Raw genomic sequence first — 12,041 nt, forward strand, 5'->3', positions numbered from 1 at the left:
GGGCCATCACCTCCTCACCGCTGATCGAGAGTAGTCCTGGCACCTGGCCGCTGCTCGACGCCGCGCAGTAGGGTGCGCCAGGTGACCGTGCTGCGTTCCGTCGTGCTGTTCGTCCTGGCCGCCGTCGCGGAGATCGGCGGGGCCTGGTTGGTGTGGCAGGGCTGGCGGGAGCACCGAGGGCTGTGGTTCGTCGCCGCCGGGGTGCTCGCCCTCGGCGCGTACGGGTTCGTCGCCACCTTCCAGCCCGACCCGAACTTCGGGCGCATCCTGGCCGCGTACGGCGGGGTTTTCGTCGCCGGCTCGCTCGCCTGGGGGATGATCTTCGACGGCTTCCGCCCGGATCGGTGGGACCTGACCGGAGCGGCGATCTGCCTGCTCGGCGTGGCCGTCATCATGTACGCCCCGCGCGGCGCCTGATCGTTTCCCGCTTCCGGGCAGGCCACTCCGGCACTGCATCCCCACCCAGCCCAGTGCGACGAATGTCCGGTTTAGCATATTTTGGGACGGGAGGGGATCTACAGTGCCTCAAGGGCTGGTGAGCAAGCTGAGCAGGGAGGGATCATGTCCTTCACGCGCTGGCGCGGGATCGTGCGCGGGACACTCCCGGTCGCCCTGGTCGCGGCAGCCGTGCTGGCCCTGCCCGGCGCCGCGGCGGCGGACGGCTCGGTCCTGTTCGATCAGCCCTTCCACAACAACACCCCGAACGGCACCGGTGCGGTGGCGGTGCCGGGTGTGCCCTCGGGTACCAGCAGCAACAGTGCCTGCCTGACCGCGGCGGGCAACAACACGACCGGGCCGCTGCTCAGTTGCCCCGTCGCCACCGACCCGCCAGGCTCCGGCCGGCTCCGGTTGACACCCGCGTCGCTCACCCGGCAGGGCGGGGTGTTCGGCGCGGTGAGCGTGCCGACCTCACAGGGACTGCACGTCACCTTCAACGCCTACCAGTACGGCGGTAGCAGTCCGGGCGCGGACGGTCTGGCCTTCGTGCTCGCCGCCGTCGATCCGGCCGACCCCCGCTCGCCGTCGATCATCGGCCAGCCGGGCGGCTCGCTCGGCTACTCGGCCGCGTACAACGGGGGTTCGGTCGGCCTGTCCAACGGCTATCTGGGCATCGGGTTCGACGTCTTCGGCAACTTCAGCAACAGCGTCTACCAGGGCACCGGGTGCACCAACCCGCCGTACATCTCCACCACCGGGGGACGGGTGCCCGGCCAGGTCGTCATCCGTGGCCCCGGCCGCAACGGGGTCGGCTACTGCGCGATCAACAGCACCGCCACCAGCACCTCGTCCACCGCCCTCGCGCTGCGGGCGAACACCCAGGCGGCATCCGTGGTGCCGGTCGAGGTGGTCGCCAACACCACTGGTTCGTCGTACACCACCAGCAGCGGGATCACCGTGCCGGCGGGGCAGTACGCGGTCCGGTTCACCCCGGTGGGCGGTACGGCGCGGACCCTCTCCGGCTCGCTGCCGGTGGTCGCGTCGAGCCTGTACCCCTCCCCGAGCTGGCTGAACGCCAACGGCATTCCCCGGCAGCTCGCCTTCGGCTGGGTCGGCTCGACCGGCGCCGTCACCGACTACCACGAGATCGACAACGCCCGCGCGGTCAGCTTCAACCAGGTGCCGAACCTCGTGGTGAGTCAGACCAGCTCGGTCGGCGCCAGCCCGCAGCCCGGCGACCCGGTCAGCTACACGGTCACCGCCGGGGTCGCGGCCGGCCCGAGCGAGCCCGCGCCGATCCTGGTGACCCAGACCATGCCGACCGGCGTCGTGCCGCGCGCCGCGTCCGGCACCGGCTGGGTCTGCGCGCAGCCCTCGGGCCAGAGCATCACCTGTACGAACAGCAACACACCGTTTGCCGGTGGCAGCACCCTGTCGCCGATCGGTGTGGTCGCGACGGTGACCGGCACCGGCGTCACCCCGGCACTGATCCAGACGGCGACCGTGGCCACCTCGTCGTCGGTCGACGCGAGTCCGGGTTACGCGAACTCCACCACCCCGGTCGCGCCGCTGGCCGCGCCCACCGCCGTGACCGCCTCCCCGGCATTGGGCTCGATCTCCGGCGGTGGTGCGGTCACCGTACGCGGCAGCAACCTGGCGGGGGCCACCGCGATCACCATCGGCACGGCCACCGAACAGTCGACCGGCACCTCGACCCTGCTGCTGCCGTGCACCGCCGCACCGGCGGCCGGCTGTTTCACCGCCAACGCGGACGGCAGCCTCGGCATCTCGTCGATGCCGGCGCGCTCCGGCGCCGCACCGGTCACCGTCACGGTCGTCACCCGGGGCGCCGCCGGCTCGGGCAGCTACGTCTACGCCGCCGTGCCGGCCACCCCGGCCACCCCGACGGCGGTTGCCGGCGTCGCCAGCGCCACCGTCTCGTGGACCGCCCCGGCGGACAACGGCAGCCCGATCACCGGGTATGTGCTCACCCCGATCCGGGACGGCGTGGCCCAGTCACCGATCACCGTCGACGCCGCCACCACCACCCGTACGCTGACCGGGCTGAGCACCTCGGTCCAGTACACCTTCCAGGTGGCGGCGACCAACGCGTTCGGCACCGGGACGGCCAGTAACGCGTCGGCCCCGGTGGTGCCCTACACGGTGCCCGCAGCGCCCATGATCAACTCGGTCGCCGCCGGCACCAACTCCGCCACGATCAGCTGGAGCGCGCCGGCCAACGGCGGCTCGACGATCACCGGCTACCGACTGACGCCGTACCTCGGTGGCGTCGCCCAGGCGCCGGTGTCGCTGCCCGCCACGCCGACCTCCGGCACGGTCACCGGCCTGACCGCCGGTGCGACGTACACCTTCCGGGTCGCGGCCGTCAACGCCGCTGGCACCGGGCCCGACTCGGCGCAGTCCGCCGGGGTGACGGTCAACGCCCCGCCGGTGTTGAACTTCCCGCCGCCGGCCGGCGGCGAGGTCGGGGCGAGCTATCGGGTCACCCTCACGGTCAGTGGTGGCACCGCGCCGTTCGCCTGGTCGGTGAGTGCCGGTGCGCTGCCGCCGGGGCTGACCCTGGGCGCCACCACCGGCGTGCTCTCCGGGGTGCCGAGCCAGGCCGGCAGCTTCGCGTTCACCGTTCGGGTCACCGATGCCAGTGGCTTCTCCGACACCCGACCGGCCACCGTGGTCATCGCCGCCCCGCCGAGCCTCGACTTCGCCGATCCGCCGGCCGGCAGGGCGTTCGAACCGTATTCGTACCAACTCACCGTGACCGGTGGCACCGCGCCGTTCGCCTGGTCGGTGAGTGCCGGTGCGCTGCCGCCCGGGTTGAGTCTCGACGCGGGCAGCGGGCTGCTGCGCGGCACGCCGACGCAGGCCGGGACGTTCGCCTTCACCGTACGGGTGACCGACTCGTTCGCGCAGTCCGCCACCCGCCCGGTCAGCCTGGTGATCGCACCGCTGGGCGGGCTGCGGATCAGCGTCCCGTCCGCCGCCTACCTCGGACGGGGTACCCCGGGCACCCCGTCGCTGACCAACCAGCTCGGGCTGGTCACGGTGACCGACGACCGGGGTCCGAACGCCGGTTCCTGGACCGCGACGGTGTCGGTCACCGCCTTCACCACGGGTTCCGGTTCACCCGGCGAGACCATCCCCCGGTCCGCCGTCCGGTACGCCTCCGGGTCGGCGGTGAACACCACCGGCTCCGGTGTCTTCCTGCCGCAACCGGGCACGGTGCTGGACGTGCCGCGTACCGCAGCGGGGTGGTCCGGGCCGACCGGGGCCAACTCGGCGACCTGGAACCCGAGCCTGTCGGTGGCGCTGCCGGCGGAGGCGGTGGCCGGCGGTTACCGGGCGACGGTGACCCACTCGGTCATCTGAGGGCCCGGCGTCGGCGACCCAGCGCGACGAGCACTCCGCCACCGGCGAGCAGCAGCAGGGCCAACGCCACCAGCGAGCTGGTGCCGGTGGCGGGCCCGGTGACCGGTAGCGGCGACGGGTCGGGTGTGGGTTGGGGCGGGTCCGGCGTCGGACTGCCGGTCGGCGATGGCAGCACCTCGAAGGTGACCCCGGTCGAGCCGGGCGGCGCCGTCGCGGCCAACGATCCGGTGCTGGGCCGGTGCTGGGCCGACACCGGGGGCGGGGCGGCGGTGACGCTGAACACCAGGGCCGCGACCAGGCTGGCGCAGGCCAGGAGGCCGAGCCGCGCCGGGCGGGTGAAGGGAACGTCGCGGGTCCGGACCATCATCACGACCTCCGTGCGGGCGTACGCCCGGACCGGGTCCGGCGCGGCCGGTCCCGGTTCGGAGCGGGGAGCGCGGCGGTCCGCGGTCACGGGCCGCCACCAAGGAACGCGTAACTGATCCTATATGCCCGATTATGAAGTGAATCTCGTTTTTCGTGACGAAGATGCGGTTCGGCCCGGCCCCGCCGAGGCGGCGGGCCGGGCCGGTTGTTGGTCGGTCGGGCGTCAGACGGGCTGGCGGAACAGCTCACTCGCCGCTTGCGGGTCATCGGCCGGCACGGTTTGGGACCTGCGTCGCGCGACGTACCAGACGGTGCAGACGACGACGGCCGCCAGCGCGACCAGCCCGCCGAGTGAGTAGATCAGCCAGGCGGGGGTCGAACTGTCCAGCGCGGTCCGCGCGGTGACCGGCAGGGTGATCCGGCCGTCGGCGGTGCGTTGCACGACGCCGCTGGCCAGGTCCAGTCGGACGGCCCAGACACCCGCCGGCAGCGACTGGTTGACCTCGATGCGTACCTGCCCGCTCTGGCCGGGTGGAATGGTCACCCCGTTGGTCACCTTGAACGGCCCGGCCCGGATCGACTCCTTGGTCAGGGTCAGCGTGCCGGTCATGTCCAGGGCGCGGCCGCCGGTGTTGGTCACCCGGGCGGTGACCACCGGGTACTCGCCCAGGCCCGGCTCGGCGGCCACCTCGTCGATCCGGAAGTCCGACGGCGGTTCGCCGCCGGGACCGACGTCGAGGTAAAGCCGGATGCCGACCCGGTGCACCTGGGTGACGTTGCCGCCCCGGGGTGACTCGCTGGACACCTGGGCCCAGATGGCGCCGTACCGTTCGCCCTTGGGCGCGGTACGGGGCACCTCGATGTCGACCTCGACCGGAGCGCGTTCGCCGGGTGCGAGATCGAGGCTCGCCGCTCCCAGGCTGACCCAGTCGCTGAGGTCGTTGCCGCCGCGCCCCTCGGTCACGGTGAACGTGTTGCCCTCGATGGTGGCGGCCCCCGCGTACAGCTCGATCTGCTGGCGCTCGGTGGAGTCGTTGCTGACCTCGACCCGGCGGCTGATCGTCGTGCCGGGCTTCACGTGGTCGATGACGTACACGCGGGCCCGGGGGTCGTCGGCTCGTGCCGCCGGGATGTCCAGCAGTCGGAGACCGATTCCCGCACCGTCGGGCGCGAGTGCGTGCCGGTGCTCCGGTACGGCGACGGCCGGTGCCGCCGGCACTCCGAGCGCCACGAGGGCGACGGAGGCCAGCGGCACCAGCCGGCCGAGGAGCCTAGAGCACCGAATGTGTCACCGTTCCCCGGTAGGTGCCCTGCACGGTTTCCGACGGGATGTTGACCACGAGGGTCGGGTTCCAGGTGGCGAAGTTGTTGCCGGTGCCGCCGGACTTGCTGAACGCCGTGCGCGGCACGTTGATGATCTGCTGGTCGCCCGAGGTCGGCTGGCCGGGTGTGAAGGTACCCGTGCCGGCCGTCGCCGTGGCCGTACCGGACCAGTACCGCACGTTGATGTTCGGGATCGTCTCGCCGGAGGATCCGCCGCCGGTGACGAAGTCGGTGGAGATGACCGTCGCGGTCCAGTTCGGGGTGAGTGACGAGCGCTGGTCGAGCACCGTGACCGGGCCGAGCAGGCCGGAGACGCTGCTCCCCTCGACGCCGTGGCCGATGTTCGCCGTGGCGGGCACGGTGATCGACAGGCCGCCGGTGGCGTCCACGGTCAGCGTGACGATCGTGTCTTCCGCGAAGGCGGGCGCGGCGAGCGCAGTGGACACGGCCACGCCCGCCATGACAGCGGCGGCAAATCTCTTTCGCATCGAGGCTCCTTCTTCCTGGATCTTCCGGTGGCGTCTTGAGGAGGCCACTGAAGATTAAGGAGCACTAGATGCCAGTTTGTGGTGTTTTGGGGCTAAATACCTTTTTGGGGGTTAGGTCCGTCTCGGCGGTCCTGCGAGGGGCTGCGCGCCCCGTGGTGGTCACCCCGCCGCGCTGCCACCTGACTGGCGACGCCGCAGGAGCACCACCACCGCACCGATCACCAGCGCGGCCAGCACGACGGCTCCGGCCAGCAGCGCGATGGTGCCCGCACCACCGGACGAGCCGCTCGCGGCGGGGCTGGCCGGTGCGGCGGAGGTCTGCTCGGCGGTCGGGCTCGGGCTCTCCGCCGGCTGGCTCGCCTCCGGACTGGGAGTGGGGCTGGGCTCGGCGGTCGCGGTCGGGTCGGCGACGGTGAACGTGTACGACCCCTGCACCGGGTGCCCGTCCAGGGAGACCACCCGGTACGCGACCGTGTAGACGCCATTGGCCAGCGTCGAGTCGATGGTGACGGTGCCCTTGGTGCCGTCGACCTCCGGTTCGCTGGTGGCCACCGGCTGCTTGTCGGCGTCACTGAGCGTGATCGTGGTGAACGACGGGTTCAGCTTCTGTAGGAAGTCCAGGGTGACCTTGGCGGGTGCCTTGGTCAGCTCGGCGTCCTGGGCAGGTGTCGCCTTGCGTAGCACGTTGTGCGCGTACGCGGGGGAGGCCGGGCCAGCCAGCAGGGCGGTGGCGGCCAGCAGGGCGGCGACCAGGCTCAGGGCGGACAGGTGGCGGAGTCGGGTGCGCATGATGACGATTCTCCTCCTCAGTCGAGCAACTGCTGGCCGACCCAGCCGCCCTCGGGGCAACCGGGCGGGATGGCGAAGACGGCGGAGCCGATCGGAGTGGTCCATTCGTTGAGCAGGTCGCGCTCGGCGAGCCGCTGCTGGATGGGCAGGAACTGCCGGGCGATGTCCGCCTGGTACGCGGCGAAGATCAATCCGCTGTCGGCGGTGCCGTCGGCCGCCGGCACCCCGTCGTAGTTGTAGGGGCGGCGCAGGATCCGGAACCGGTCGTCGCTGACGTGCGCCCGGGTGAGGTGGGAGAAGTCCGGAATGACGGTCAGCCCGTCGGGGCCGAGAGCGGCGAAGTCCGGCTCGTCGTGCTCGGCCGTGCCGGTCAGCGGGGCACCCGTGTCCAGCCGCCGACCCACGCTGAACTCGCGGTCGGTGCGACCGAGCAGATCCCAGGTCTCCAGGTCCATGCTGATCCGGCGGACCACCAGAGTGGTGCCGTCGCGCAGCCAGTCCGGCCCGTCGGGGATCCACACCGCCGTCTCCAGCGGTTCGCCCGGCTTCGGATTGGCGGTGCCGTCGAGCTGACCGAAGAGATTGCGCTGGGTCCGGCCCGGCTCGGCACCGGCGGCCCGCCGGAAGCCCGACTGGACCCAGCGCACGGTGGCGAACGGGCGGCCGTCCTTGACCAGCACCCGCTGGGCGTGGGCGACCGTGATCGGATCGTCGGCGCAGATCTGCACCAGCAGATCCCCGCCGGACCAACGCGGTTGCAGTCGGTCGATCGAAAACGGCGGCAGGTCGGCCACCGACGGTGGACGGCGCTCGTCGAGGCCGGCGGCGGTGAACAGGCCCGGACCGAAGCCGAACGTGACGGTCAGCCGGGCCGGCAGCAACCCCAGTTCCGGCTCGGTGTCGGCGAGCGCGGGCCGGCCCTGGGTGAGCCGGGCGGCGTCGTCGGAGAGCAGGCGCAGCATCCGACCGAGCGCGGCGCGGTCGGTGCCGGGGCGCAGGGTGAAGGCGACGAACGCCGCGTGCGCCTGGGGTTCGGTGGTGATGCCGGACTGGCGTACGCCGTGGAACGGCTCGGTCGCCGCACCGACGGTCGCGGCCACCGGCACCTGCTCCGGTGCGCCCGTGCGACCCCCGTCGCGGGTGGCGCCGACCACGGCGGCAGCGGCCAGCGTGCCACCGGCGGCCAGCGCCCCACCGGTGAGCAGCCCACGCCGGCTCACCGGCCGGCTGGTCGAGGTCACGGTGCCGGGCTGTGACTGGGCGACATGCCGGGCATCGGCTCGCCGTGACCGGGGGCGTAGCTCTCCTGGGCGCCGGTGAACGGCTTGGCCACGGCGGTGAACGTCTGCGTCCGGCCGTCACCGAAGGTGAGGGTGAAGCTGACCTCGTCGCCGGCGCGTACCGGCTGGGCGAGGTTCATCAACATCAGGTGATCGCCGCCGGGCTCCAACCGGTGCTCGGTGCCGGCTTTGATCACCACACCGCCGTCCTTGGCCCGCATGACCATCTTCCCGTCCTGCATGGCCATCTCGTGCAGTTCCAACGGGGAGACCGGGGAGGACGCGCCGGTGATGGTGACGTCGGAGTCGGTGTCGTTGACCAGCGTGGCGAACGCCCCCGTCATCCCCGTGTCGGCCGCCTTCACCCACGGGTCCTGGACGGTCAGTACGCCGTCCTGCGCGCCGGCGGGCGCGGCGGAGGTGGCGGTGGCCGACGGGTTCGGCGCGGTGGTCGAGCCGTCCTCGGCAGCCCCGCAGCCGGCGACCAGGCTGGCGAGGAGAACCCCGGTGAACAGGGCGGCCGGGCGCACGAGCCGGCCGGAGATGGCGCTGGGCATGGGCTTCCTCTCAAGGGTCGACGTCGTGAACTTGGTCGCCCACACCCACCCACAAGTTCCACCCACCCGCGTAATGCCGGTCACCCCTGGCCGCGATCGGGGAGCTTGCCCGGCACGGTGGCCGTCCCCGGTGGCGTCGGGTCGGCTCCCGGGGCGGCAGATGCCGGCTCCATCTCGCTCTGCATGCCGCAGATGCGATGCGCGACGCCGACTTTCCATCGAAAGTGCAGCCATCTAACATGGTCGCTGTGGCGGTGTTCCGGATGGGCGAGGCGGCCGAGCTGCTCGGGGTCAGTGTGGACACGATGCGGCGCTGGGTGGACGCCGGGCGGCTCGCCGCGAGCCGCGACGAGCAGGGCCACCGGGTGATCGACGGGGTGGACCTCGCCGCCTTCGTCCGGGCGCAGGCCGCCGACCCGGACCACCGGGCGGAGGAATCCTCGGCGCGGAACCGGTTGCGCGGCATCGTCACCGCCGTGGTCAAGGACGCGGTGATGGCTCAGGTGGACATCCAGGCCGGCCCGTTCCGGCTGGTGTCGCTGATGAGCCGGGAAGCGGTCGACCAACTTGGCCTGGAAGTCGGCTCGGTAGCCGTGGCAGTGATCAAGTCGACCACCGTCGTGGTGGAGCGGCCTGCCCTGGCCGTCGGAAACAGTGGGAGGACCAACCCGTGATCGCGACCCGCCTGCGTACCGTCCTGGCCGCCGTCGCCGTGCTCGCGGTGCTGGCGGTGACCGGCTGCGCCGACGAACCGGACGCCCCACCCTCGGCCGGCGACGGGATCAGCGGCGAGCTGACCGTGTTCGCCGCCGCCTCGCTGCGGGAGTCGTTCACCCGGATCGGGCAGGACTTCGAGTCCGCCCACCAGGGCTTGAAGATCACTTTCAACTTCGCCGGCAGCTCCGCCCTGGCGGCCCAGATCAACCAGGGGGCGCCCGCCGACGTGTTCGCCTCCGCCGCGCCGGCCAACATGGCCACCGTCGTCGACGCCGGCAACGCCGCCGACGAGCCGGTCATCTTCGTACGCAACCAACTCGTCATCGCCGTACCCAAGGGCAACCCGGCCGGGGTGACCGGCCTGGCCGATCTGACCAAGCCCGACGCGAAGGTCGCCATCTGCGCGGAGCAGGTGCCGTGCGGCGCGGCGGCGCGCAAGGCCCTGGACGCCGCCGGCGTGGCGCTCACCCCGGTCACCCTGGAGCAGGACGTCAAGGGCGCGTTGAACAAGGTGCAGCTCGGCGAGGTCGACGCCGCGCTGGTCTACCGCACCGACGCCCGCGCCGCGGCCAACGACGTCGACGGCGTCGAGTTCCCGGAGTCGGCCGGCGCCATCAACGACTACCCGATCGTGGTGCTGACCGACGCCGCCAACCCGACCGCCGCCCGCGCCTTCGTCGAGTTCGTCCGCGCAGACACCGGTCGTGCCGTGCTCACCGCCGCCGGATTCCAGGCGCCGTAGCCGGTGCTCGGGGCCACCAGGGAGGCGCCGCCGGCCAGGCGCATCAGCCACGCCCGCCGGATCCCGGTCGCGCTGCTGCTGCCAGCCGCGATCGGCCTGCTGTTCCTGCTGCTGCCCCTGGTCGGGCTGCTCGTCCGTACCCCGTGGGCGACCCTGCCGCAGCGGCTCACCGAGCCGGGTCTGCTCACCGCGCTGCGGCTGTCGGTGCAGACCGCCACCCTCGCCACCCTGCTCTGCCTGGCGCTCGGCGTACCCCTGGCCTGGCTGCTGGCCCGGGTGCCGTTCCCCGGCCGCCGGCTCGTGCGCGCCCTCGTCACCGTCCCGCTGGTGCTGCCGCCCGTGGTCGGCGGCGTGGCGCTGCTGTTGGTCTTCGGTCGTCGTGGGCTCGTCGGCTCCTGGCTGGACGAGACGTTCGGCGTCACCCTGCCGTTCACCACCACCGCGGTCGTGCTCGCTCAGGCCTTCGTCGCCATGCCGTTCCTGATCATCGCCGTCGAGGGCGCGCTGCGCGGTGCCGACACCCGCTACGAGGAGGCCGCCGCCACCCTCGGTGCCGGCCGCTGGACCACCTTCACCCACGTGACCCTGCCCCTGGTCGCACCCGGTGTGGCCGCCGGAGCGGTGCTCGGCTGGGCCCGCGCGCTCGGCGAGTTCGGCGCCACCATCACCTTCGCCGGCAACTATCCGGGCCGTACCCAGACCATGCCGGTGGCCGTCTACCTCGCGCTGGAGACCGACCTGGAGGCCGCCATCGTGCTCAGCCTCATCCTGCTCACCGTCTCCGTGGTGATCCTGGCCAGCCTCCGCGACCGCTGGGTGAGCGCACCATGACCACGCCGCGCCCCACACCGGCCACCGACCAACCCAGTCCGCTCGCCGGGCCGGGTCTGCTCGACGCGCACCTGGTGGTCGACCGGGGCAGCTTCCGGCTCGACCTGCCGCTGACCATCGCCCCCGGCGAGGTGGTGGCACTGCTCGGGCCCAACGGCGCCGGCAAGACCACCGCTCTGCGTGCCCTCGCCGGCCTGCACCCGCTCACCGCCGGCCACCTCACCCTCGCCGGCCGGAACCTCGACCACCCCGGCCTCGGGATCTGGATCCCCACCGAGCGCCGCCCGATCGGCGTGGTCTTCCAGGACTACCTGCTCTTTCCGCATCTCAGCGCGCTGGACAACGTCGCCTTCGGGCCGCGCCGGCACGGCCTGAGCCGGCAGCAGGCCCGGCACCGGGCGGCCGGTTGGCTGACCCGGATGGGGTTGACCGAGCACGCCCGCCGCAAGCCCCGCCAACTCTCCGGCGGTCAGGCTCAACGGGTCGCGCTCGCCCGTGCCCTGGCTGTCGACCCGGCGTTGCTGCTGCTCGACGAGCCACTGGCCGCCCTCGACGCCCGCACCCGACTCGACACCCGAGCCCAGCTGCAACAGCATCTCGCCGCCCACCCCGGCGCCACCCTGTTGGTCACCCACGATCCCCTCGACGCCCTGGTGCTCGCCGACCGACTCGTGATCATCGAGCATGGTCGGGTGGTCCAGGAAGGTGACGCCGCCACCATCACCGCCGAACCCCGTACCGACTACGTCGCCCGCCTGGTGGGGCTCAACCTCTACCGGGGACACGCCACCGGCCACCACGTCCGGCTCGCCGACGGTCATCTGCTGACCACCAGCGACCAGCACGACGGGGAGGTCTTCGTGGCCTTCGCACCGGCGGCCGTGGCCCTGCATCCCCGCCAGCCCGACGGCAGCCCACGCAACACCTGGCCGGCCACCATCACCGGCATCCAGCGCCACGGCGACAACCTCCGCATCCAGCTCACCGGGCCGATCGAGGTGGCCGCCGACGTCACCCCGGCCGCCGCCGCCCAGCTGCGACTGGCGCCGGGACAACCGGTCTGGGCCGCCGTGAAGGCCACCGAGACCCGCGCCTACCCCGCCGGGCAGGGGCGCTAAGTTCG

The 12,041-nt window shown here is 72.5% G+C and carries 12 protein-coding genes; 6 read left to right on the forward strand and 6 right to left on the reverse strand.

Going from position 1 to position 12,041, the window contains the following annotated elements; genetic code table 11:
- The first annotated feature begins 81 nt into the window (after positions 1-81).
- Together E0H26_RS03400 and E0H26_RS03405 are read left to right on the forward strand one after the other, a co-directional pair.
- Positions 82-417, forward strand: a complete 336-nt coding sequence (locus tag E0H26_RS03400; RefSeq protein WP_131300698.1) for a YnfA family protein — start codon at positions 82-84, stop codon at positions 415-417.
- A 144-nt stretch (positions 418-561) separates the two neighbouring features.
- Positions 562-3,825, forward strand: coding sequence for a putative Ig domain-containing protein (locus tag E0H26_RS03405; protein WP_131300700.1), 3,264 nt, complete (start codon positions 562-564; stop codon positions 3,823-3,825).
- On the opposite strand, the gene E0H26_RS03410 is transcribed toward E0H26_RS03405, so the two are convergent.
- From E0H26_RS03410 to E0H26_RS03435, 6 genes are all read right to left on the reverse strand, one after another.
- A complete protein-coding gene (locus E0H26_RS03410; RefSeq protein ID WP_131300702.1) occupies positions 3,818-4,279 on the reverse strand; it encodes an LPXTG cell wall anchor domain-containing protein in 462 nt (153 codons plus the stop codon). The genes E0H26_RS03405 and E0H26_RS03410 overlap by 8 nt on opposite strands.
- Before the next feature lie 135 nt (positions 4,280-4,414).
- A complete protein-coding gene (locus E0H26_RS03415) occupies positions 4,415-5,446 on the reverse strand; it encodes a COG1361 family protein (RefSeq protein WP_131300705.1) in 1,032 nt (343 codons plus the stop codon).
- 16 nt (positions 5,447-5,462) lie between these two features.
- Positions 5,463-6,002 carry a hypothetical protein gene (locus E0H26_RS03420; RefSeq protein ID WP_131300707.1) on the reverse strand — a complete coding sequence of 180 codons (540 nt, stop codon included), beginning with the start codon at positions 6,000-6,002 and terminating at the stop codon, positions 5,463-5,465.
- 159 nt (positions 6,003-6,161) lie between these two features.
- Positions 6,162-6,791: a copper resistance CopC family protein gene (locus E0H26_RS03425; RefSeq protein ID WP_131300709.1), complete on the reverse strand. Its 630-nt coding sequence runs from the start codon at positions 6,789-6,791 to the stop codon at positions 6,162-6,164.
- Positions 6,792-6,808: 17 nt separating this feature from the next.
- On the reverse strand, positions 6,809-8,032 hold the full coding sequence (locus tag E0H26_RS03430; RefSeq protein WP_131300711.1) for a Dyp-type peroxidase: 1,224 nt from the start codon (positions 8,030-8,032) through the stop codon (positions 6,809-6,811).
- Positions 8,029-8,628 (reverse strand): copper chaperone PCu(A)C, encoded by a 600-nt coding sequence (locus E0H26_RS03435; RefSeq protein ID WP_131300713.1) that lies wholly within the window; start codon positions 8,626-8,628, stop codon positions 8,029-8,031. The genes E0H26_RS03430 and E0H26_RS03435 overlap by 4 nt, the downstream gene beginning before the upstream one ends.
- Before the next feature lie 248 nt (positions 8,629-8,876).
- On the opposite strand from E0H26_RS03435, the gene E0H26_RS03440 reads away from it, so the two are divergent.
- Genes E0H26_RS03440 through E0H26_RS03455 form a run of 4 tightly spaced genes read left to right on the forward strand, consistent with a single transcriptional unit; the run spans position 8,877 to position 12,036 of the window.
- On the forward strand, positions 8,877-9,302 hold the full coding sequence (locus E0H26_RS03440) for a TOBE domain-containing protein (protein ID WP_131300715.1): 426 nt from the start codon (positions 8,877-8,879) through the stop codon (positions 9,300-9,302).
- A complete protein-coding gene (modA, locus tag E0H26_RS03445; protein ID WP_240741995.1) occupies positions 9,299-10,087 on the forward strand; it encodes a molybdate ABC transporter substrate-binding protein in 789 nt (262 codons plus the stop codon). The genes E0H26_RS03440 and modA overlap by 4 nt, the downstream gene beginning before the upstream one ends.
- Before the next feature lie 3 nt (positions 10,088-10,090).
- Positions 10,091-10,918, forward strand: a complete 828-nt coding sequence (locus E0H26_RS03450) for an ABC transporter permease (protein WP_131300717.1) — start codon at positions 10,091-10,093, stop codon at positions 10,916-10,918.
- Complete coding sequence (locus E0H26_RS03455; protein WP_131300720.1) at positions 10,915-12,036, forward strand: ABC transporter ATP-binding protein; 1,122 nt, start codon at positions 10,915-10,917, stop codon at positions 12,034-12,036. Before E0H26_RS03450 ends, E0H26_RS03455 begins: the two co-directional genes overlap by 4 nt.
- The last annotated feature ends 5 nt before the right edge of the window (positions 12,037-12,041 follow it).

Origin of the sequence: Micromonospora zingiberis, assembly GCF_004331455.1 — a bacterium.
Taxonomy (GTDB): Bacteria; Actinomycetota; Actinomycetes; order Mycobacteriales; family Micromonosporaceae; genus Micromonospora; species Micromonospora zingiberis.